The sequence below is a fragment of the Fibrella aquatilis genome, assembly GCF_017353255.1.
Lineage (GTDB): Bacteria > Bacteroidota > Bacteroidia > Cytophagales > Spirosomataceae > Fibrella > Fibrella aquatilis.
The window spans coordinates 120,617-142,945 of sequence record NZ_JAFMYU010000015.1; the positions used below are offsets into that span (position 1 = coordinate 120,617).

Below are 22,329 nucleotides of genomic sequence, written 5' to 3' on the forward strand. Positions count from 1 at the left end.
GATCTAGGGTTTGAGTTAGAAGGCCAAAAATGGGCTGTTTTACCCGGTTGAAGCCTAGGCGACATCACTCCCGCTCATACCCACTTCCCAATAAAATCTGACCCGGTTTTTTGCCGGTATGCTTGCCGTTCTCTACCACCGGAATACCATTGACAAGGACGTAATTGATGCCCGTGGCATAGGCGTGTGGAGCATCGTACGTAGCTTTGTCGGAGACCGTGTTTTCGTCGAAAATGACCAGGTCGGCGGCGTAGCCGGGGCGCAACAGGCCACGGTCAGTGAAGTGGAACCGCTGGGCGGGTAGTGACGTCATCCGACGAATGGCCTCTTCCAGCGGAATCACCTTCAGCTCTCGAACGTACCGCCCCAACACCCGCGAATTGGTGCCATAGGCGCGTGGATGCGGCATATTCGACCCAAACCGAGCCACACCCGCGTCTGATGCAATCATGGTATTCGGGTAGCGCATGATCGTGGCCACGTCCCCTTCCGACATGGTGTGGTAGACCATCTGAATCCGCTTCATCTGCGCCTGTTCCAGCAAGGCCAATACCAGATCAGCCTCGGCAGCCGCACTGGTTTTCAGACCGCGCAACCCCGCAATCTGGTGGATGCTTTTGCCATTATACGTCGTGTCGGCCTCGAATCGCGACACCACGGCGTACTCGTAATTTTTGCGGTCGTTCTTCTTGAGCGAAGCCAGCATGTCGTCCAGAATTTTGCGGCGTGTGGCCAGATCACGGAAGCGTGACAGGGTAGCCGAATCGCCGTCGGCCATGGCCCACGAGGGTATAATGCTTTGCAGCGACGTGCTCGATGCCGTGTACGGATACTGATCGACCGTGACATCGATGCCTTCGTTTTTGCGGGCGGCTTCCACCATAGCCACGGTGGTGGTACTCAGGCCCCACAGCGGTTTGCTGGCCACTTTGAAATGCGAAATCTGCACTGGAATGTGCGCCTCACGGCCAATTTGAATGGCTTCATTAATAGCGGTTTGCACGTCCTGTCCTTCGTTGCGCATGTGCGAGGCGTATACCCCGCCATACTTAGCCGCCATTTTGGCCAGGTTCACGATTTCGGGGGTACGGGCGTAGGTGCCGGGCGTGTAAATCAGGCCCGTAGAGAGGCCCACGGCTCCATCTTTCATAGCCTGTTCCACCAGGGCCTCCATCTCGGTCTGCTCTTTGGCGGTCGGTTCGCGGAAGGCGGCTTTCATCACCTTCATCCGCACCGAGTTATGGCCAATAAGCGACGCCAGATTGGGCGTGAACCCGCGCATTCGCAGGGTGTCGAACATGGCGCGGAGATGAATGTTTGAACCACCGCAGTTGCCCGTGACCAAGGTAGTGACGCCGTCGTAGATGAAGTTTTCGGCACCGGGCTGCCGTTCCAGATCCCCTTCTACGTGGGCATGCACGTCGATGAAGCCGGGTGCCACAATCTGCCCCTTCGCATCGAGCACCTGTTTCCCTTCCGAAGCCGAAATAAGCCCAATTTGAGCTACACGGCCCTCTTTTATGGCTACGTCGGCATAATACCAGGGGTTACCCGTGCCATCTACCACGCGCCCGTTTTTGATCACGAGGTCATATTGCTGGGCGTAGGTGGTAGTGGTCAGGAAAAGGAGAAGCAGAGAAAGGTGTTTCATAGATCATCAGTCACTCTTGAGGCGACATAAACAAACAACAGAAAAATGTAGGCTGGGGGCGCACACACGGCAAGGATCAGGTTTAGTTTCAACCGCCCCCGTTGTGATGAATCGACTAGCGCATAGACCATGTAGCTTATCCCGAACAGTACTACAATAAGTAGTATCAGCAGCAGGGGAATGGATACAGCCGGGGTACGGATAACCATGATTGTCATTGTTAGAATCACCTCGATAGCTAGAACTAATCCAGCTGTTTGGAGTGGTTGATTTAACACTTTCTTCATAGTCAATCGAATAGAGATTTTTTTGTCATCCCGACGTTAGGAGGGATCTACTTTCCTATCACTCAGTTCTGAATTAGGAAAGTGGATCCCTCCTAACGTCGGGATGACAAAAAAACGGCGCGATGACAAAAACAACCAAACCATCCCTTACGCAATTACCCCCTTCACTACTTTCCCCGCTACGTCGGTTAACCTAAATGGGCGGCCCTGAAAATGGTAGGTGAGCTTAGTGTGGTCGAAGCCCATCTGGTGAAGAATCGTGGCTTGCAGGTCGTGGATGTGCACTTTGTCTTTCACGGCGTAGTAGCCAATGGGGTCGGTTTCGCCGTAAGAAAGGCCCCGTTTGATGCCGCCGCCGGCCATAAACACCGTGAAGGCATCGAGATGGTGATCACGGCCGTAGAATGCCTGCGTTTGGCCGTCGCGGTTTTCCTGCATGGGCGTCCGGCCAAATTCACCGCCCCATACCACCAGCGTATCGTCGAGCATGCCGCGCTGTTTGAGGTCGTTGATGAGCGCTGCCACGGCCTGATCCGACTCCTTGCATTTCAGCTGCAACCCAATGTCTACCGACGTGTCTTTGCTGGTGCCGTGGGTATCCCAGCCCCAATCGAAAAGTTGCACAAACCGTACGCCCCGCTCCACCAACCGTCTTGCCAGCAGGCAGTTGCGGGCGAATGAGCCTTTGTTTGGATCTACGCCGTAGGCATCCAGCATATACTGGGGTTCGCCGGAAATGGCCATCGCGTCGGGGACGGAGGTTTGCATTTTAAAGGCCATTTCATACTGCGAAATGCGCGTCAGAATCTCCGGGTCTTTGGCGGCTTCGTACTCCTGTTGATTGATCTGGTTAATGGCCTCGATGGTTTGCTTCCTGATGTCGCGGGGCATACCGCTGGGGTCCGAGACATAGAGTACGGGGTCGCCGTCGGTGCGGCATTGTACGCCCTGATACACCGTGGGCAAAAATCCGCTGCCCCATACCGACTTACCCGCGTCGGGTTGTTTGCCGCCAGAAGCCAGCACGATGAAGCCGGGCAGGTTATCATTCTCAGAACCAAGCCCATACGTCACCCATGACCCCATGCTGGGCCGACCTAACCGCGCCGAACCCGTGTGCATCAGCAACTGTGCCGGAGCGTGGTTAAACTGGTCGGTGTGCATGGATTTGATGAACGTCAGTTCATCGGCAACGGTCTGCAAATGAGGCATATAATCGCTGATCCACGCACCCGACTGCCCGTGTTGCCGAAAATTAGCCGTTGACCCCAGCATCTTGGGGACCCCCCGGATAAAGGCGAATTTCTTACCCGTCAGCAACTCCTGCGGACAGTCTTTACCGTTGTATTTGGTCAGTTCGGGCTTGTAATCAAACAGTTCCAGCTGGCTCGGTGACCCGGCCATATGAATATAGATGACCCGCTTGGCCTTCGGCGCAAACTGCGACAGCCGGGGGTCCATGGGCGCGGCCATGGGGTCGTAATCGGCGTTGGGAATACTGGCCGCCACGTTGTTCTTCCGGCCAAAAAGGCTATCACAGCCACCCAGGATTGAGCCAAGCGCCATAGCACCGAGGCCTGTAGAGCAGGTCTGCAAAAAATGCCGCCGCGTGTCGCGTTGCAGGGCCGCTTGCTGAAGTTCTTGCTGAAGCTTGTTCATCAATCTTTGGTTATGACCTCGTCTAAATTCATCATCGCGTTGGCCGTTACGGTCAGCGCCGCCAGCTTTGGCGATGCCGTGGTGCTGGCCAATAGCTTGCCCGCTTCGGCGGGGTTTTGAACGTAATATGTCTCCGTATCCTGGTATAGTTTGGTCAGCACGGCCAATTTTTTTGGGGCTAACTCGCGGAGCAGTAATCGGCGGAAACCAGCTTGTAGCTGTTGATTGGGCGTTTTTCCGTGAGCCGCCATGTAATAGGCCAGGCGCTGGGCGGCTTCTACGTAAACAGGGTCGTTGAGCGTGACCAGGGCCTGCAAGGGGGTGTTAGTGCGCAGGCGGCGAATCTGGCAAAACTCGCGGCTGGGGCTATCGAAGGTGATCATCGAGGGGTAGGGTGCCGTGCGTTTCCAGTAGGTATACAAGGCCCGGCGGTGTGCATCTTCCCCTTTGGCCAGCACCCACGATTCGCCGCTGTAGGGCGACTGCCAGATGCCATCAGGCTGGGCGGGCATTACGCTGGGGCCGTACATTTTGTGGCTTAGTAGCCCGCTCACCACCAGCGCCTGATCGCGCACCTGCTCAGCTGCCAGCCGCACCCGTGGGCCACGGGCAAAGTAGTGGTTGTACGGATCTTCAGCCACCAATTGCTTCGTCACGTCCGACCGTTGGCGGTAGGTGCTGGAGAGGACCATGCGTTTCAGCAAGGCCTTCATTTTCCAACCGTCTTCCTGCACAAACGTCGTGGCCAACCAGTCGAGCAGTTCGCGGTGGGTGGGCTGAATACCCTGCGTACCCATGTCTTCCACGGTTTCGACCAGGCCCGTGCCAAACAGCTGTTCCCAGAACCGATTTACGGCCACGCGGGCGGTGAGTGGGTGGTCGGGGCGGGTCATCCACTGCGCCAGGCCGAGGCGGTTGCGGGGCAATTTTTGGTCATCGGTATCCATTGGCGGCAGCGAATGCGGCACGTCGGGCTGCACTTCTTTTCCGGGGGTAAGCCAGCTCCCGCGCGTAAAGACGTGCGTTTTCCGGGCCAGATCGCCCTGCCCGTCCAGCATGATCGGCGTTGCTTCCGGCGATTTATTGAGCAAACTCAGCAGAGTTACTTCGGCGGCCGGGGCTATGGCGGGCTGAAACGACACCCACTTAATCATCATCCACTCTTTAGGTTCAACGGGGTTGCTCAGCGACAGATACAGATTATGCCGCCCCGTAACCGTGGGTAATTGCAGCACCTGAACGGTGTCGGTCCAGCCGTTGTGGGTGTTGGGTACCAGGGCCGAGGTCAGCACCCGACCGGTGGGGCTATCGAGCCGAAACGTAACCTGTGCGTGGTTGGCGTTGGTACCCCAGGCCACATAGAGGCGAGGCCGCCCGGTTAGGGTCACGTTTTTGATCCGCGCCGAGCCGTTGTTCAGTGCTGCGAAATATTTAGCATCGAACAGCGAGGCATTGACGTGCTGATCGAAATCGTGCGAGTTGATCTTGGGTTCCAGCGTCCGGGCCATCAGTTCCACGCGGTTGGCTTCGGCGGCAGCGCGGCCTTTGTCGGGGCACGTTTTCTGTACAAAAGCCTTTAACTGACCTAATTTGGCCGAGTCGGCTCCTTTGTAGAACCGCAGTGTGGGGGTGTCGGAGGTGACGTCTTCGTCGCGGGCGTTGTTGAAAAACGCCATGTATTTGTAGTATTCGTCGTGCCGGAAGGGATCATACGGGTGGCTGTGGCACTGCACGCAGGAGAAGGTGGTGCCCTGAAAAACGTCCCACGTCGTGTTGACCCGGTCAATGACCGACGCCACCCGAAATTCTTCGTCCTGGGTGCCGCCCTCGTCGTTGTTCATCGTGTTGCGGTGAAAGCCCGTGGCAATAAACTGCTCGTCACCCGCGTGCGGCATGAGGTCGCCAGCCAATTGTTCGGTCAGGAACTGGTCGTAGGGTTTGTCGCTGTTAAAGGCCTTGATGAGGTAGTCGCGGTACCGCCAGATGTTCCGTCCGGGGTCGCGTTCGTAGCCTTTGGTGTCGGCGTAGCGGGCCAGGTCGAGCCACATACCGGCCCACTTTTCACCAAACGCAGGTGAGGCTAACAGCCTGTCTACCAGCTTTTCATAGGCGGCGGGCGAGGGGTCATTCAGGAACGCGCTAGCTTCAGCCTCGGTGGGGGGCAGTCCCGTCAGGTCCAGGCTCACACGCCGGAGCAAGGTAGCTTTGTCGGCCAGGGGGGCGGGCATGAGCGTGCCGCCGCCGGGAGCATCGGCCGTGTGGAGTTTAGTCAGTACAAACCGGTCTATTTCGTTGGTGGCCCAATCAGTTTCGGGATGATTGGTCAGGCCTATCCGGCTCCAAATCGTGCCCACGTTGGGCACCGACGGTGTTTCAGGCGTTTGGTAGGCCCAATGATCACCCCACTCGGCCCCCTGATCGATCCATTTTCTGAGCGTCTCGATATCTTCCGGCTTCATAGGCGGCCCATCCAGCGGCATCCGTTCGTCGGGATCGCTGGCCGTCAGGCGGCGAATGAGTTCGCTCTTATCGGCATCGCCGGGGATGATGGCTGGGTGGCCCGATTTGGCTGGGGCAAAGGCTTCTTCCTTAAACAGTAAGGAAAAATCGGAGGCCTTTTTCACCCCTCCATGGCAGGTAATGCAACTTTTGTTCAGGATGGGCTTTACCTGCGTGTTAAAGTCGACACGGTCGCCGAAGCCACCCAATAGCGAAAATGACGATAACGCCACTACGCCACTCATGCTACTTACCACCAACCAGTTTGCTTTCATACCCTTTATGGCTCGTTCCGAATAATCTGCTACTCACCTAAAGCGACTCTACGCGTTGCTCTCGCTGCTTAGTTAACAAATTTCTCACTTAACAACGTAAAAACCCTGTGAATCAATCGTTTATGTAGTGCACTATTTTAACCGTAAACTGGGTGATTTTGATAAACACCCGCACCTAATCTACATGCCTAATTGTCTCAGAAGCACATACCACCCCAAGCCCGCGAATCGTTTACCTTTGCAGTATGTCAGCAGGCTGGCAGTTCATCACAATCCTTTTGCGTCTATGCACACATCGCGCGCCAGTCGGCTGACTGGCCTATTGATTCTCACGGGGCAGCTGGCGGTTGCACAGGCCCCGTCGGCCAGTGTGGCCACGCCAACAGCCTCGGCAAGCACGGCTTCTTTCGCCAACACCTACGCCCAAACCGTTTCGGCGGCCGACCTCGAAAAACACCTGCGCATTCTGGCCGCCGACGATATGGAAGGCCGCGAAACGGGCACTCGTGGCCAGAAAAAGGCTGCAGCTTACATTGCCGGGCAGTTTCAGAGCTTCGGCCTGACCCCCGTGGTGAAACAGGCCGACGGCCAAATGGGCTATCTTCAGCCGTTTACGCTCTACAAAAAAACCTGGGGCGACCTATACGTAAAAGCCAACGGCAAGAGCTTCACCTACCTCACCGATTTTCTGGTGAATGGCCTGTTTTCGATCCCCACCGAAACCAATTTTGAGACCGTTTTTGTGGGTCACGGCATCACCGGCGAAAAAATTGACGACTACGCCAACCGCGACGTGAAAGGCAAAGCCGTGGTCATGATTGACGGTGAACCCAAAAACGCCGATGGCACCTCGCTCATCAGCGGCACCAAAGACCCCTCTAAGTGGGGCCGCCCCGACAGCTACCGCGTGAAACTGACCGCTGCCAAAGACAAAGGCGCGGCGCAGGTCTTCATTATCTCGGCGGCTGATGCCGCTTCGTTCAAACAATTGCTGGCCGAACGGTCGGCGATGGTGCAACGGTTCAACCGCCTGGGTTTGAAGCCGGGCAACGAAAACACGGGTACCGTGGGTGCGTTTATGGTCTCGGCCGATATGGGCGCGGCCCTGCTGGGGCAGAAACCCGACAAATTTCGGAAAGCGCTGGAGCAGTCGGTCAACGCTACGCAAACGCCTTTTGGTAAGCTGACGGGCAAAGTGGCCGTGAAAGCCGAACGCAAAGACGAGAACGTGCAGACCGAAAACGTGATGGGTTACCTGGAAGGTGGGGACAAAAAAGATGAAGTCCTCATCATATCAGGCCACTACGACCACATCGGCATCAGCCCCGACGGACAAATCAACAACGGCGCCAACGACGATGGCTCAGGCACGGTGTCGGTGCTGGAGTTGGCGCAGGCGTTTGCCAAAGCCAAAGCCGAAGGCCACGGTCCCCGCCGGTCGGTATTGTTCCTGACGGTAGTGGGCGAAGAAAAAGGCCTGCTGGGTTCCGAATATTACGCCGATTTTAGCCCGGTGTTCCCCCTAGAAAAGACCGTAGCCGACCTGAATATCGACATGGTGGGCCGGGTGGATGACCTGCACAAAGACAAACAACCCAACGACAACTACATCTACGTGATTGGTTCGGACAAGTTGTCCAGCGATTTGCACAAAATCAGCGAGGCCCAAAATGCTGAACATACGCAGATGGAGCTTGACTATAAATACAACGATCCGCAAGATCCCGAACGCATTTATTACCGGTCGGACCACTACAATTTCGCGAAGCACAAAATACCCATCATCTTCTATTTCAACGGTTTACACGCCGACTACCACCGCCCTACCGACGATATCGAGAAGATTGATTTCAAGCTGGCCGAAAAAACCGCCCGCCTCGTTTTCTACACCGCCTGGGACATCGCCAACCGCGACGAACGGCTGAAAGTAGATAGCAATAAACAATAGGCAGGTTTTAATGTACAATGAATAATGAACAATGTACAATGGGCTGACGCGAACACACCCATGCGTCAGCCCATTGTACATTGTTCATTATTCATTGTACATTAAAACCCTCTTCCGGGTCGATTCTAAACCACAGCAAACACCCGCCCAGGAGCAGGGCGGCGATGAGGAAAAGGGGTTTATTGAAGTCGCCAGTGATCTCGACAATGTAGCCGAAGACCACACCCAGGAACACCGCGCCCAGTTGGCCCACCATGTTCATAGCGCCCGACACCACGCCCGCCCGGCTACGGCCCACGTCGTTACAGACCGCAAACGCCACGGGCAGCGTAAGGTCTTTAAAGCCCATACCCACCGCCAGTAATATAGCAGCTGTCTGATTATCAGACGTTAACGCCGCCGTCAGGATGATTGCGCTGGAAAGGCCCATGCCCACGATACCCACACTCCGGCGGCCGGTGCGCAGGCCGTAGCGCTTGCTGAGCCAGTCGCTGGCGTAGCCGCCCGTGAAGCAGCCAATGGCCCCCAGAATAAACGGTAACGTGGCAAACAGCTGCATCTGGCTTTGGTTGAAATGCCGTCCTTCTTTCAGGTACGTAGGTAGCCAACCCGTGAAAAAGTAGGCCCCGTACATGAAAAAGTGGAACATGAGCATGATGGCCCACATGTTGCGGCTGCGCAAAATGGCCCGCCACGGAATGTGGTGATCACTGCTTCTAAACCGCCGGTTTTCTTCAATAAAGGCCTGTTCCTGGACCGAAATGCCCTTTTTCTCGGCGGGGAAATCGCGGAACCAGACGTACCAGACTACCACCCACAGCAGGCCCAGCATGGCCATGGCGTAGAACGATACCCGCCAGCCGTAAGCCGCCGAAATAGGCAGCACCAGCCACGGTGCCAGCACGCCCCCCACGCGCCCCGCCGCCCAAATTACCGCCTGCGCCCGGCCTGTTTCCCCTTTCGGAAACCACCGCGACACCACAATGGAGGCGTTGGGGTAGGCACCCGCCTCGCCCGCGCCAAACAAAAACCGGACAATCACCAGGTACAGCCAACTGGTGGCCGTGCCCGTCAGGGCCGTGAACACCGACCACCACCCCACTACCCGCACCAGCACCCGGCGTGGCCCCAGCCTGTCACCGAGGGCACCGGTGGGAAGTTCAAACAGGGCGTAGGACAACGCAAAGGCACTAAGTACCCAGCCCCAGGCGTCGTTGGCAATGTGGAGGTCTTTCTTGATCTCTGCCGCTACAAGCGAGATGCACGTGCGGTCGATGTATGTGATAGTGGATAGCACCGCCAGAAATGACAGCACACGAGAACGGTAATTCATAAGGTCATTGGCGATTTAAGCTATTTGCCTAACTATCATATGGTTAGATGACTATTTAGTAAACAATGTCACGAACAGACGAACATATGGCCCTTTAAATAAATTAGTGCCAACAAACGTATGAACTTTTAGGTAGGTAGCGTCATTACCCTTATTTTAACGACCTGGAACAGCCCTAAGACACACCCTACAATTGACAATGATTATGGAAGATGATAAAAAGATCGAAAAAGCGGCCTACGTGCTCAAGGCAGTAGCACATCCGTTGCGGATCAAGATCATTCAGATGCTTCACGAAAATAAGGAGCTGAATGTATCAACGATCTACAAAAACCTTCACGCTGAGCAATCGCTGATCTCGCATCACCTTATCAACATGCGCGATAAAGGCATCCTGGAAATTCGGCGGAGTGGCAAGAACATTTACTATTTCCTTGTCGACAATGCCGTTGCTGAAATCATTGAATGTATTTACAAAAGCAAGATCCTTGCATAAACTCTACCTGACCAATACGCAAAAAGGGGCCGGTCTTCGTTATGAAGACCGGCCCCTTTTTGCGTATTGGTCATTTTGCTTCGCTGTCATTAGTCATCAGTCATTCGCCATTTGTCGTATTCAGCTACGAATGACAGCGAAGCGAAATGACTAATGACCACCTTACCCAAACAACTCACCGTTTTTGTAATTGGGCACCACGCCGAGGTGGAAGTAAGCTTTCTCGGTGGCTTCGCGGCCGCGTGAGGTTCGTTTCAGGAATCCTTCCTGAATCAGGAATGGCTCATATACTTCCTCAATTGTCTCCGACTCTTCGCCGCAGGCCGTGGCAATGGTGGATAACCCCACCGGGCCACCTTTAAACTTCTCGACGATGGTCATCAGAATCCGGTTGTCCATTTCGTCGAGGCCGTGCTGATCTACCTCCAAGGCGCTCAGGGCAATTTCGGCGATGGCAATATCGATGACGCCGTTGCCTTTTACCTGGGCAAAATCGCGGGTGCGGCGCAGCAGGTTGTTGGCAATACGGGGCGTACCGCGGCTACGGCGGGCAATCTCAAACGCGCCCTGCTCGTTGATGGGCGTCCCCAAAATGCCCGCTGACCGCTGAATGATGCCTGTGAGTAATTTGGCGTCGTAATATTCCAGCCGGGCACTAATGCCAAATCGGGCGCGGAGGGGGGCCGTGAGCATACCGGCGCGGGTGGTAGCGCCAATGAGCGTGAAAGGATTAAGCTTGATCTGCACCGACCGGGCGTTTGGCCCCGAATCGAGCATGATGTCGATCTTGTAATCTTCCATGGCCGAATACAGATACTCTTCCACAATGGGGTTGAGGCGATGTATTTCGTCGATGAAAAGCACGTCGTTTTGCTGAAGGTTGGTCAGCAAACCGGCCAGGTCACTGGGCTTGTCGAGCACGGGGCCGGAGGTCATTTTTATGTTGGCACCCAGCTCGTTGGCAATGATGTGCGAGAGTGTGGTTTTGCCCAAACCGGGGGGGCCGTGGAGCAGGACGTGGTCGAGGGCATCGCCCCGCTGCATCGCTGCTTTAACGAATACTTCGAGGTTCTCCAGTACCTTAGCCTGACCCGTGAAGTCCTCGAACGACAACGGCCGGAGCGCCCGCTCGATTTCCTTCTCAGAGGTCGACATTCCCTCGCCGGAACCCGTCATAAAATCTTTGCGCATTGTTGATTATCAGGCAGTTAGCTAATAGCCTGACCTATTCAAAGATACGAAAAAAAATGGAGAAAAGCAGGAAGGAGGAAAGGAGAAAAGGATTGCTGACGCAGATTTTTTCCGCGTCAGCAATCCTTTTCTCCTTTCCTCCTTCCTGCTTTTCTCCTACCTTAATAACAACACACTCCCCCGCTTCACCACGGTGGGGCGTTCAGGGAAATATTGGCTGCGGTAGCTGATGACGTAGGGGTACACCATCGACTGGGCCGGTTCGCCTCGGTAGGTGCCGTCCCAGTCGGGTTTGTCAGGTGTGCTGGCGAAAATGACCTCGCCCCACCGGTTGTAAATCCGTACTTCCAGGTCGGTCGTGTAGGCATAGAGTGGCCCAAAGCGGTCGTTGTTGCCGTCGCCATTGGGCGAGAAAGCGTTGGGCGTTTGTACGCGGGGTTCGCAGAGGTCAACCACGCGGGCGGCATCGCTGGCTACGCACCCGTTGCTGCCCGTCACCACCACCGAATACGTCCCCACCGAACCCACCGTAATGGCCGTGGTCGATTCGCCCGTAGATACCCACCGGATAACCTGGCCCGGTGCCTGCGGTACCACGCGAAGCTGCGCCTGCTGCCGGTCGCCTACGCAGATGATGGCCTCGCGGGTGAGCGAGAAGCGCGGCGCGGGGTCAACCGTCACCTGCACGTCGTCGGTTTGTTCACAGCCCGCCAGATCAACAATCAGCGTATAACGCCCCGTTTGGGTAGGTCGCAATAGTGATCCCTGCGTACCGTCTGACCACCGGAAAACGGCCCCTGGCGAGCCTGTGGCCTGCACCGTTCGACCGGTACCTTCGCAAAACGTGAGATCAAGTCCGGCGCTGGCTACGGGTGTAGGCTTCAATGATAGCTGTTTGGGTGCGGAATTGGCGCAGCCGTTGGCCGTCACGGAATACGTCAGCGTGATGGTTTGGCCAATCAGCGCTGGGGCTGGTGTAAAGCGCCCCGTGGGATCAACCCCCGTGCCCGACCAGGTACCCCCAACCGGACTACCCCCCGACAGTTGCAGTGAGGTCAATGACCCCGGCGCACCCAGACAAAGCGACAGGTTATTACCCGCCGAGACGCTGGGTTTATTCACAAACTGCACCGCCACGGCATCGGTACCTACGCAGCCATTGGTGGTGTTGGTCAGCGTGAGCGAATACGTGCCGGAAACGTTTACGCCATTAGAACTGCTTGTGACGCCGTTGCTCCAGCGGTAGGTTCCCCCCGCCACCGCCGGACTCAGCAGCAACACCGTATCACCCACGCATTTGCTCCGGTCGGGTCCCAGGTCGAGTGGTATTACCGTGTTCAACCCAACCTGCACCGCTGACAAGGAGGACACACAACCCAGGTTATCGGCCACCGACACGCTGTATACGCCAGCCGAAACGCCTGTCAATGAAGTACTTGTGCTGACAACGGCTCCCGATTTGTCTCGCCATTCATACAACACCGGCACCCCGCCCGACACCCCCAGCGTAGCACTGCCACTGCCCGGTTTGTCGCACTGCTGCGGGGTGGCCTGAGTAGTCAGCAATAGGGGTTGGGCCTTGGTTCGCAGGGCAAAGGTGCTGTCGCGGTAACAGGTATAAGCATCCGTGGCCCTGACTCGGTAATCACCCTGCGTAAGCGCTGATGCCGAACTGGTAGAGGTGGAAATAGGCGTTCCTGCAATGGTTGTCCACGAGTAGGCGAACGACCCCGCCGGGCTGGGCGTGAGGGCAATGACCCCGTCGACGGTGGTGCAACCGGCGGGGTTGGTGAGGGCGGCGGTCAGGGTGGGGTTGTTACGCTGACTGATATTGATCGTGTCGCGGGCTACGCAGGTGACGTCGCCAATTTTGTACGAACCCGTCACCGAATAAGATCCTGGTTTACCAACCGAAATAGTCGCCGAGGTTTCGCCGGTGCTCCAGGCGAAGGTATTGAACGCCTTTTGTGGCACGCTCAGCGCGTAGGTCCGGCCCTGGCAGTAGGACGTATCGGGACCCAGGTTCAGCCGTTGCGGAATACGGAAGGTAAGCCGAATGGTATCGCCGTTAAAACAGCCCCCGTTGGCTGCCAGGCCAATATATTCCCCAGACCGGAAGGCCTGGAAGGTCTTGGTGCGGGCTACCACGCGCCGGTTGAACAGCCAGATATAGAACTTGGCCTGCACGCCAATATCGAGCAGTTTGCCCCGCAGATCGCAGACTTCCACGTCGGGCCCAAGCTTCACCGTATCTGGCACGGCCAGGATGTTAATCGGGGCCTGCACCAGCGTGTCGCGGCAAACGCCGCCGTCGGCCCGAAGGGTCACAATACGGAGCGAAGCCGTGTAGGAACCAGGGTTGGTATAGGTATGCTCCTGCGGCGACGCCTGCGTAAACGATTTGGGTGCACTGCCATCGCCGAAGTTGAGCGTATACTGCTCTTTCAGCTTCTGGCAATTGGGCGTAATCTGAAACGTGGTGGGTTGCCCGGCGCAGGTGTCGCTTACCGACAAGCCAGGGCTGTTCGATTTTTCGTTGAAGTTGGCCACCTGGTTAGGTAAACCCAGCTGACTCACTTTACCGCCCAGGTTGATGCCGTCGGGGTTGAACTTCAGGCTGTCGAGCAGGCCGCCGTTGGGGTTCACGATAACACCCAGTGAGGGGTTGTCTTTTATGGCTACGTAGATCTTGCCGTCGGGCGCCACCTGCAACGAACCATATTGCCGTGTGCTGCTACTGTCGACCACCGTTTTCGAGCTTTTTATGAGCGAATCGGACGGCTGCGTAAGGTCATACCGCAGAATGTAGGATAGTCCTTTTAGCGAACCGTTGGCGTTGGTATCGGCCAACATACTGACGTACAGCGTCTTGCCATCGGGTGAAAACTCCACACCATAAGCTTTGGGCGGTGCGGGACCGAGGTCTATGCGCCGGAGGGGTTCGGTAATCTTGCCGGTCGAGTCGTTGAAGTTGAGTAGTTCGACAAAGTTGTTGGTCTGCTTGCCTTTGGTGGTATCGCCAGGGATAACCACCGCCAGTGGCCGCTGCCCTTTGTTGGTGGTGTCGGTGGCGGGGCCAACTTTCATCTGTCCCTCGCCTTTTTGGGGCGTGTCGTGGGCCGTACCCAAACAGAACGTGGCGGCAGTGGCACTTTCGGCTTTTGTTAAGTGATTGACTCTAAAACAGTTGCTACCGTAATCGTGCGTGATGGCCCAGTAGGTAGTATCGCGGTCATTGCGTACCGAGGCCGTCCGTTCGGTGCTGGGGGTGGTGCCGCCCACGGGAATGTTACGGTCGATGATGGCCCCGTTGCCGTTGTTGAGCCGCATGTCTACAATGCTGTAGGTGAGTTGCTTCGTACCCCGAATCTCGGACGTCGTGTAGACGTAATATTGGTAGTCGCAGCCGTTACAAACCGGTTTGGGTACAATCAGCGCCGACTGTGTAGAGCGTATGTTTCCGCCCAGCTGCGCCACCGTGTCTTTGGGGTTCAGCGGGTCGAAGAACTTCATCTTATTGCCATTTCGATCATAGACCGAAATACCGTCGGTGTAGAACAGCAGCTTGCCTTTGGTGTCGGCAATAGACGAGGTGCCTTCAATGGTATTCAGCTTACCGTTGTCGAGCGCTACGGGCGAACCACCCTGGAAATCGAGGCCCGCGTTGCCGCCAAAATACCACTTAACGCCCTGTTTCTGAGGTTGTTCGCCACAGACATCCACATAGATCCTGTTTTGCGTACTACACCCGCCTGCATACGACACCTCTACCGAATAACAACCCGAGCTGTCGACCTGAATGGTCTGGAGCGTGTCGCCTTTGGGAAACCATCGATACGTCACCCCCGACGGTGCAGGCCCGGACTGATAGGGGTTGAGTATAATTTTGTCGCCCTTACAAATGGTGGTGTCGGAACGCCAGCCCGTAAACTGCGGGGGGCGGTCGCCTACATTGATGGGAAAGACGTAGGTGGAGTCAGTACCATTTTTAAACTTCCGGACCAGCGTGAATTGCTTTACGCCGGGCGTAGCAAAAGACACATTGATGGTGCTGCCCGTAGTAGACGTTCCGCCCGTGCTCAAGGTGCCACCTGTAACGGTCCAGCTGGATGAGGCTACTTCAGTAGCCGACAGCACGTCGCTGATGAGAATGGAATCGGCTGTATTACAGCTAATATCAGGCACGCATATCTTGCGGGGTGCAACGACCCCACGTGGCAAACCAGATGTTGATGTGGGTACCGTCTGTGCCATGCTGACCGACAAGCCCGTCAGCAGCCACAAAACAGCCCACAACCAGTTAAAACGTATAAGTTGAGTGTGCAGTACCATTTGTTGCTTAAAACGAAAGTCGGAAGTCGGTATAACAGACAACAGACACGTTACGTTAGTATAAACGAATGCCAGCGTGTAAAATTTTACCGGCTGAACCGGCATCTTTACAGGGTTTTACCTATGTGCTGATTGGCACATTGACGAGGGGTAAGTATCTATTCGCTGCCTACAATCTTTAACAAATACGCTCATTTGGCAATGAATTTGCGCTGCCCTAACAATATGGCTAAACAGTATACTCTTCTTGTGCTCCTGCTGTTGCTCAGCACGAGGCTGGTTTGGGCGCAGGACCCTCAATTTACGCAGTTTTATGCGGCACCGCAGTACCTCAATCCGGCCTTTGCCGGGTCGGCGCTGGCTCCGCGTGCCACCATCAACTACCGCAACCAATGGCCTGCCATTACCAACTACGTGACCACCGTGGTTGGCATTGACCACTACATCCCCAAGCTTAACAGCGGCATCGGCCTGATGCTGGTGAGCGACAATCAGGGGCAGGGCGCCGTGCAGAGTACCGAAATAGCGGGGCAATATGCGTACCAGTTTCAGGTTGGCGAGGCTTCTTTTGTGCGGCTGGGGGTCCAGGCCAGCTACGTAAACCGCAACGTCAACTACTTCGGCCTCACCTTCGGCGACCAGTTTTCGTCGCAGGGCCTCATCCGCGACAAAACCTCTGACGCCGTGGTGCTGGGCGGTTCACCTACCAACAAGTATGTCGACTTTTCGACGGGTGGCCTGTTTTATTCTGACTGGTTTTGGGTGGGGCTGTCGGCGCACCACATCAACCGGCCCGACCAGAGCTTTTTTGTGAAAAATTCAAGTCGATTGCCCGTAAAAGGCAGTTTGCAGGCCGGGTTGCGCATTCCGCTGAACGGGTTCACGGGCCGAGGCGACGAGATGGAACGTGAGATCAGCTTCTCGCCGGTGGTGTACTACAAGTTTCAGGGCAACTACAGTCAGCTCGATCTGGGGGCCTACCTCACCTATTCGCCCATCACGATTGGGGCTTATTACCGGGGTATTCCGTTCAAAAAATACGATCAGCGGATCAACAACCACGACGCTGTGGCAGGCCTGATTGGCTACCGCGCCGACAAGTTTTCGATTGGCTACAGCTACGATGCCACCATCTCGACGTTAGGTTTTGCTTCTGGTGGTTCGCACGAAATCTCGATCTCCTATATCTTCGACCGTCCCGAAGGCCGCTCCAGCCGCTACAAACAGCGCAAAGGCGAGCTGTCCTGTCCGAAGTTTTGACATTGGTCATTCGCTTCGCTGTCATTCAATGGTCATTAATTGTAAAAGCAATGAATGACCACTGAATGACAGCGAAGCGAATGACCAATGACTACCCCTCCCTCACCACCAATTGCACCGTGGTGCGGCTCTTTTGTTCCAGGAGTAGTGTCTTGTCTATCAGGACGCGGTCTATCGTGGCCTGATTGTAGTGGCGGATCGTGATGAGTTCCAGGCCCTCGTTGTAGTTGACCCGGAAGTGGGGGCGCAACGCCGCAAACAGGCGCTCGATACGGTCGGGCCTGTTGTCAACTACGAAGGAGAAGTTCAGGGCCGTTTGCTGCATGAGGTTGATTTTCAGACCCGCCGCCGATAACTCGCTGAAAATCAGGCTTAGGTTGTCTTCCGTGATAAACGAAAAGTCGGTGGGATGCAGCGAGATGAGCCATTGGTTTACTTTGAAAATAAACGACGCCACCGGCGACGATACCTCCGCTACGCCCACCACCGTACCCGGTTGCGTGGGTTGCAGAAATGAGCGCACGTAGAGCGGAATCCCCTTGTTTTGCAGCGGCTTAATGGTTTTTGGGTGAATAACCGTGGCCCCGTAGTAAGCTAGCTCGGTAGCATCCTGATAGGTGAGCGCCGTTAGCAGCACCGTATCGTCGAAGTATTTGGGGTCGGCGTTGAGCACGCCAGGCACATCTTTCCAAATCGTAACGCTTTCAGCATCAAGGCAATAAGCTAAAATGGCCGCCGTGTAATCTGACCCTTCGCGGCCCAGCGTAGTGGTTTCGCCGGTAGAGGTGCTGCCAATGAACCCCTGCGTGATCATGATCTCGGCTGTGCCGGTGGTGGCAGCGGGCATGGCGGCGCGGAGCTGGTTTTTCGTAACGGTCCAGTCAACGCGCCCTTCGCGGAAGGTGGCATCGGTGCTGATCAGTTGGCGGGCATCGGTCCAGCGGGCGGGCAAGCCCTGTTGCCGCAGGTAGGCCGTTACGAGTTGCGTGGACAGGATTTCGCCCATCGACACGAGTTGGTCATACACCTGATCGTAGCTGCCTACGGGGGGCATACGCAGCAAGGCCCGCACGGCATCCAGATGGGCCTGTACCGGTTGTGTGTCCTGCTCAGACAGGCTTAGTTCGCTGCTGATTGTCAAGTGGTTAGCCTCAACAACGGCCCATCGTTTCAGCGCTTCGTCGGTGTTGCCAGCCCAATAACTGTCCACCACTGTTTCAAGGGCATTGGTTGTTTTGCCCATGGCCGAAATAACCACGCTCAACGGCTGACCAGCATAGGTTTGCAGGATAGAAGTCAGATTGCGCACCCCCGCCGCATCGCGCACGGAAGCCCCGCCAAATTTGAAGATAGCTATGCTGTCATTAGTCATTCCACCACCTGAATGGGTACGGTATATAACTGCGCCACGGGCTGACCATTGAGGCGGGCGGGTTGCCAGCGGGGCATGATCTCGATGGCATGGATGATGCTGATGATGTAGTCATCCATACCGCGTTGAGCCTCAACTTTTCGTACCGGAGCCGAGTCTACGGTGATGTCGTAGAGCTTGCCGTCGGGGGCCACGATGAAGCGTACTTTCATGGGACCGGTTTTGTACTTCATCCGGTCAAGCGCCGAGGGGTATTCGATGTGATCAGCCATAAACCGGAGCATGGCATCGCGCCCGCCAGGAAACTCGGCCAGTTTTTCTACAGACGTATAGTAACGGCCCGGATAAGTCTGTTTGGGCATTTTCTGGGCCGTAGCGGTCAACGATAACGTGGCCAGACAGGCTATATTGGCTAACGTCCTCAGCCAGCGCAGAAACAAGAACGACGATTTCATTCGACTAAATGGATTCGTTAACGACGGGTATTTTTGAGTTGAACGCGGCCAGGGCGGCGGCCAGTTCGGGCAGCAGGGCGCTGTTTTGTTCAATGCCGTTGCCCACCACAATCAGATCTGCACCAGCGGCCAGGGCTTCGTAGGCGCGCTCGCCCGAATTGATGCCTCCCCCAACGGCAATAGGCGTGTCGACGGCGGCGCGGACGGCAGCAATAAGCGCAGGTGGAACGGCCCGCCGGGCACCGCTACCGGCGTCGAGGTAGGTGAGTTTTAGGCCCAGTAGTTCGCCTGCCATAGCCGTGCAGGCTGCCACGCCGGGCTTGTCGTGGGGTAGGGGAGTGGTGTTGCTGATGTACGAAACCGTAGTCTGCGCCTCACCGTCGACCAGCATATAGGCCGTGGGAACAATGTCGAGGCCACTACGCTTAAGCAGTGGGGCCGCCACCACGTGTTGCCCGATCAGAAATTCGGCGTTGCGGCCTGAGATCAGCGACAGCAACAAGAGCGAATCCGCAGATGGTTCGATGTGGGCGGCATTACCGGGAAAAAGAATGATGGGCGTATCGGTCAACTGCCGGATCGTGGCAATCATGTCGCGCTGCACGTAGTCGGTGATGAGGCTACCCCCAACGAAAAAAAAGTCAGCCTGATACCGAACGGCCCGACTGACTGTGTCAACAAAGTCGTATTGCTCCACCTTGTCTGGGTCGAGCAATACGGCCAATGATTTACGCCCTTCCTGTCTACGCCTCGTTAGCGTAGTTAACAGGCTGAACGGGTGCTTTTTCGTGATACTGGGGTTCAGCGGGTTTCGCTGTGGGGTTGATTGCATTGTTATTCCGAATACGGGTCAGCAGTCCCGACACTTGCTCACGGGCGATGTTGGTCAGTACCGACGTTAGCAGTCCACCAATTAACCCGCTGGCGGCGGCTGATTTCTGGGTGGCCTTAGCCTCTTTTTTCACGACGCTTTGGGGGCGACGGCTGCTAACGTAGTCTTCTTCCTCCTCGTCGTCATCATAGTCTTCGTCGTCGTCATCACGCTCACCGTATTTCTCGGCGTAGCGGTACTCGTCAGACTTGGGCAGAATCAGACTGGCCAACAAAAATACACCTAAAGCAACACCTGCCACCAACGCGGTTGTTTTGCCAACCTCTGATGCCTCAGTTTTCAGCGAATCTACACTATCCTGAATAGACTCTTTAAACCGTTCGGTGGCTTGCATCAGTTGCGCCCGGCGGGCTGTGGTATCGGCAAAAGGTACTTTGGGATCTTCCATTATCTTGTGTAGCTTAAATTATAACAAAAATTCACTTTACCGCAGATATTGACCTTCTTCGTTGATCGTTGCGGTGGTTTGGTTCATCAGATCCTGTACGGCTTTCGATTTCTCTTCGCCTTTTTTCTCCTGACTTTCCTTCAGCGCGTTGTAGGCTATCTTCCGGATGAAGTTGATCATCGACGGTTTCGATACGGCCCAGATAATGGTGAGGAGCAGAAAGAAGCCCGCTACAATCAGAAAGCCGAGGTAACGGCTGTTGGTTACTTCGTTGAGATAAGCAGCCAGCAAACTAAACAGGAAAATGGTGGTGATTGTGGCCAAAAAACCCAGGATAACCCCGTGGATGGCCGCCACAGCCCCTTCTTCTACCTTACCGCGCGTTTCGAGTGTGAACAACTCAATACGGGCCTCCAGGTAGCGAAACAAATTTTCGCGGATTCCTTCCAGACGTTCTAACATGGGCTACGTGTACAGTTTATCGTGTGTACATAGGTAGTACAAAAAAGGCCCCACTTTGTTCCGAACTTCGATTCTGTTACAAAAAACTGCCACTAACTGACTAGTAGTCAGTAAATTAGTGTATCAGACATAATCGGTCGGTCATCCAGAGGACACCAGTCCGGGTTGCCGATTTGACACAATAGTGTGGAGTAAAGTCGCCGTCGGTTAGCGACTGAAGAGCGCTTTTAGCTCTTGAAGCGCCGACCTGATACGGGTCTTCACAGTACCCAGGGGTAACCGCAACTCTTCGGCAGCTTCTTCGTGCGTATAGCCGCCGAAGTACACCAGGTTAATCAGTTCACGACGTTCGGGGCGCAGGCGGCTGACTACGTCTTGTAACCCAATATGGTCGGGGTTTTCGGGGGATATTGCGTGTTGGCGATCCACGAGAAACGTGCTCTCGTCGCTGGTTGAAAGGGTTTGGGCACTGCTGGGGCGGCTCATGGCCTTACCCGCCCGAATGCTGTCTATGGCCGCGTTGCGGGCAATGTTGAGCATCCAGGTAAAGAGGCGGCCTTTTTGGCGGTCGTAACTGCCCAGGTTGTTCCAAATTTTTACAAATACCTCCTGAAGCAAATCCTGCGCCTGTTCTTCTTCGCGCACTACTTTCAATAATACACCATACAGGGCGGCCGAATAATTTTCGTACAGCCACTGAAAAGCCCGCTCGTCACGTAGCATGAGCTGGTCAACCAGCACAGATTCGTCGGTAAGCAACGGGCGGCGTTTCAAGAGTAGGTTTTGTTGTGAACCCAAATATACTGGCTTCGGAGAAGAAAGGCTTGGAGGGTTCATGGGGGCGACTGTAAAGCAGTAGGTATAAGTAACTACCAATAACCTATCCACTGTTTGCCCCAACGCCCTAAACCTATTTATAAACTAAAAAGAAAGCGTGGAAACAGGCTTACTTGCTCATTTCCACGCCAAAAAAACTGATTTTATGGTCATTAGACCACCGCTTGATAATCATGTCAAGGCTGTTTGTTCACCAAAATCGGGGAATAACAGCTACAACCGCTTACTTTTCTCTACAGGTAAGCACCCGCGATAGCCAGTACGGCCTGCCTGGTCAGAATTTCGTCGAATGCTTCCCGTGAACGTGCCGCGTCGATACCCGTTACGTTGGGCAGGGTCGTCACGTTTACCGTGGCCTGCGTCACGTTGTCCTCTCCGGCATAGGCGGCGGCGGGCGTTTCGGCGGGGTCAGAGATCCAGCCTTTCAGCCCACGAATGCGCCGAACGATAGCCGCATGGCGGGCTTCTACCGAGTGGATTTGCAGGGCCGTGGTCAGTACTGCCTGACCTAAAAGGTTGCCTGCCTGCCCTTTGTAGGCCCGGACCCCTATGTCTTCAAACGCCTGCGCCGTGGCCAGAAACACCGGGTACGTAGAAAATGCATTACCAAACTTGAACGTAGGCTTGGCCATGGCAGCCGTACCCAGTGCGCCTTTCAACAGTGCTACGTGGGCGGCCTCGTGTTTACTAATCTGAGCAATAACGGCCTGATCACCGGCGGCTATCAATCCGGCGGTGGCCAGACCCGTGCGGTAAAACTCGTCTTCGAGGTATTCCAGCGTGAGGGCAAAGTTGAGAACCTCGGCCACAGTCGCTGACTGAGCGTAGGCGTCGTTGAGACTGGCTGCCAATACGGTTGGTGCGGCCATAGCCGTGGTAGCCTTGCGACCCAGCTTGAACAGGTTGCGGCGGGTGTAGTATGCTACGCGCTCGGCCACATCACCGTCTACTTTTTCTATGTCTGAAAACAGATTGAACAGATTCATAATGTC

Annotated in this window: 17 protein-coding genes; 3 read left to right on the top strand and 14 right to left on the bottom strand. The window is 55.5% G+C overall.

The features are described from left to right. Positions 1 to 64: 64 nt before the first annotated feature. The 4 genes from J2I48_RS18065 to J2I48_RS18080 all read right to left on the bottom strand — a co-directional run bounded on the left by J2I48_RS18065 (position 65) and on the right by J2I48_RS18080 (position 6,371). The gene (locus tag J2I48_RS18065) at positions 65 to 1,651 is read right to left on the bottom strand and encodes an N-acyl-D-amino-acid deacylase family protein (protein WP_207336880.1); all 1,587 of its coding nucleotides are present in this window, start codon (positions 1,649 to 1,651) and stop codon (positions 65 to 67) included. Further along, positions 1,648 to 1,938 (bottom strand): hypothetical protein, encoded by a 291-nt coding sequence (locus tag J2I48_RS18070; protein ID WP_207336881.1) that lies wholly within the window; start codon positions 1,936 to 1,938, stop codon positions 1,648 to 1,650. Before J2I48_RS18070 ends, J2I48_RS18065 begins: the two co-directional genes overlap by 4 nt. 147 nt (positions 1,939 to 2,085) lie before the next feature. Continuing rightward, positions 2,086 to 3,597: a DUF1501 domain-containing protein gene (locus J2I48_RS18075; RefSeq protein WP_207336882.1), complete on the bottom strand. Its 1,512-nt coding sequence runs from the start codon at positions 3,595 to 3,597 to the stop codon at positions 2,086 to 2,088. Further along, complete coding sequence (locus tag J2I48_RS18080; protein ID WP_207336883.1) at positions 3,597 to 6,371, bottom strand: DUF1553 domain-containing protein; 2,775 nt, start codon at positions 6,369 to 6,371, stop codon at positions 3,597 to 3,599. The genes J2I48_RS18075 and J2I48_RS18080 overlap by 1 nt, the downstream gene beginning before the upstream one ends. 286 nt (positions 6,372 to 6,657) lie before the next feature. On the opposite strand from J2I48_RS18080, the gene J2I48_RS18085 reads away from it, so the two are divergent. Beyond that, positions 6,658 to 8,319, top strand: coding sequence for a M28 family peptidase (locus tag J2I48_RS18085; RefSeq protein WP_207336884.1), 1,662 nt, complete (start codon positions 6,658 to 6,660; stop codon positions 8,317 to 8,319). Between the two features lie 91 nt (positions 8,320 to 8,410). Here the strand turns inward: J2I48_RS18085 and J2I48_RS18090 are convergent, their stop codons facing one another. Further along, a complete protein-coding gene (locus J2I48_RS18090; protein WP_207336885.1) occupies positions 8,411 to 9,652 on the bottom strand; it encodes an MFS transporter in 1,242 nt (413 codons plus the stop codon). Between the two features lie 205 nt (positions 9,653 to 9,857). Between J2I48_RS18090 and J2I48_RS18095 the strand changes: the two genes are divergently transcribed. After that, positions 9,858 to 10,148: an ArsR/SmtB family transcription factor gene (locus J2I48_RS18095; protein ID WP_207336925.1), complete on the top strand. Its 291-nt coding sequence runs from the start codon at positions 9,858 to 9,860 to the stop codon at positions 10,146 to 10,148. Between the two features lie 162 nt (positions 10,149 to 10,310). Here the strand turns inward: J2I48_RS18095 and ruvB are convergent, their stop codons facing one another. Continuing rightward, positions 10,311 to 11,339: a Holliday junction branch migration DNA helicase RuvB gene (gene ruvB / locus J2I48_RS18100; RefSeq protein WP_207336886.1), complete on the bottom strand. Its 1,029-nt coding sequence runs from the start codon at positions 11,337 to 11,339 to the stop codon at positions 10,311 to 10,313. A 156-nt stretch (positions 11,340 to 11,495) separates the two neighbouring features. Further along, on the bottom strand, positions 11,496 to 15,524 hold the full coding sequence (locus tag J2I48_RS18105) for a T9SS type B sorting domain-containing protein (protein WP_207336887.1): 4,029 nt from the start codon (positions 15,522 to 15,524) through the stop codon (positions 11,496 to 11,498). Between the two features lie 372 nt (positions 15,525 to 15,896). Here J2I48_RS18105 and J2I48_RS18110 point away from each other — a divergent pair, with 372 nt between their 5' ends. Beyond that, positions 15,897 to 16,931 (top strand): PorP/SprF family type IX secretion system membrane protein, encoded by a 1,035-nt coding sequence (locus J2I48_RS18110; RefSeq protein WP_207336888.1) that lies wholly within the window; start codon positions 15,897 to 15,899, stop codon positions 16,929 to 16,931. A 91-nt stretch (positions 16,932 to 17,022) separates the two neighbouring features. Here the strand turns inward: J2I48_RS18110 and J2I48_RS18115 are convergent, their stop codons facing one another. The 7 genes from J2I48_RS18115 to J2I48_RS18145 all read right to left on the bottom strand — a co-directional run bounded on the left by J2I48_RS18115 (position 17,023) and on the right by J2I48_RS18145 (position 22,323). Next, positions 17,023 to 18,303, bottom strand: coding sequence for an aspartate kinase (locus tag J2I48_RS18115; RefSeq protein ID WP_229376450.1), 1,281 nt, complete (start codon positions 18,301 to 18,303; stop codon positions 17,023 to 17,025). Next, complete coding sequence (locus J2I48_RS18120) at positions 18,300 to 18,758, bottom strand: energy transducer TonB (protein WP_207336889.1); 459 nt, start codon at positions 18,756 to 18,758, stop codon at positions 18,300 to 18,302. Before J2I48_RS18120 ends, J2I48_RS18115 begins: the two co-directional genes overlap by 4 nt. Before the next feature lie 4 nt (positions 18,759 to 18,762). Beyond that, positions 18,763 to 19,590, bottom strand: a complete 828-nt coding sequence (locus J2I48_RS18125) for a geranylgeranylglyceryl/heptaprenylglyceryl phosphate synthase (protein WP_207336890.1) — start codon at positions 19,588 to 19,590, stop codon at positions 18,763 to 18,765. Beyond that, positions 19,502 to 20,038 (bottom strand): hypothetical protein, encoded by a 537-nt coding sequence (locus tag J2I48_RS18130; protein ID WP_207336891.1) that lies wholly within the window; start codon positions 20,036 to 20,038, stop codon positions 19,502 to 19,504. Before J2I48_RS18130 ends, J2I48_RS18125 begins: the two co-directional genes overlap by 89 nt. 36 nt (positions 20,039 to 20,074) lie before the next feature. After that, on the bottom strand, positions 20,075 to 20,500 hold the full coding sequence (locus tag J2I48_RS18135; protein WP_207336892.1) for a phage holin family protein: 426 nt from the start codon (positions 20,498 to 20,500) through the stop codon (positions 20,075 to 20,077). A 207-nt stretch (positions 20,501 to 20,707) separates the two neighbouring features. After that, complete coding sequence (locus tag J2I48_RS18140) at positions 20,708 to 21,274, bottom strand: RNA polymerase sigma factor (protein WP_229376452.1); 567 nt, start codon at positions 21,272 to 21,274, stop codon at positions 20,708 to 20,710. Positions 21,275 to 21,570: 296 nt separating this feature from the next. Next, a complete protein-coding gene (locus J2I48_RS18145) occupies positions 21,571 to 22,323 on the bottom strand; it encodes a ferritin-like domain-containing protein (RefSeq protein ID WP_207336894.1) in 753 nt (250 codons plus the stop codon). Between the last annotated feature and the right edge of the window lie 6 nt (positions 22,324 to 22,329).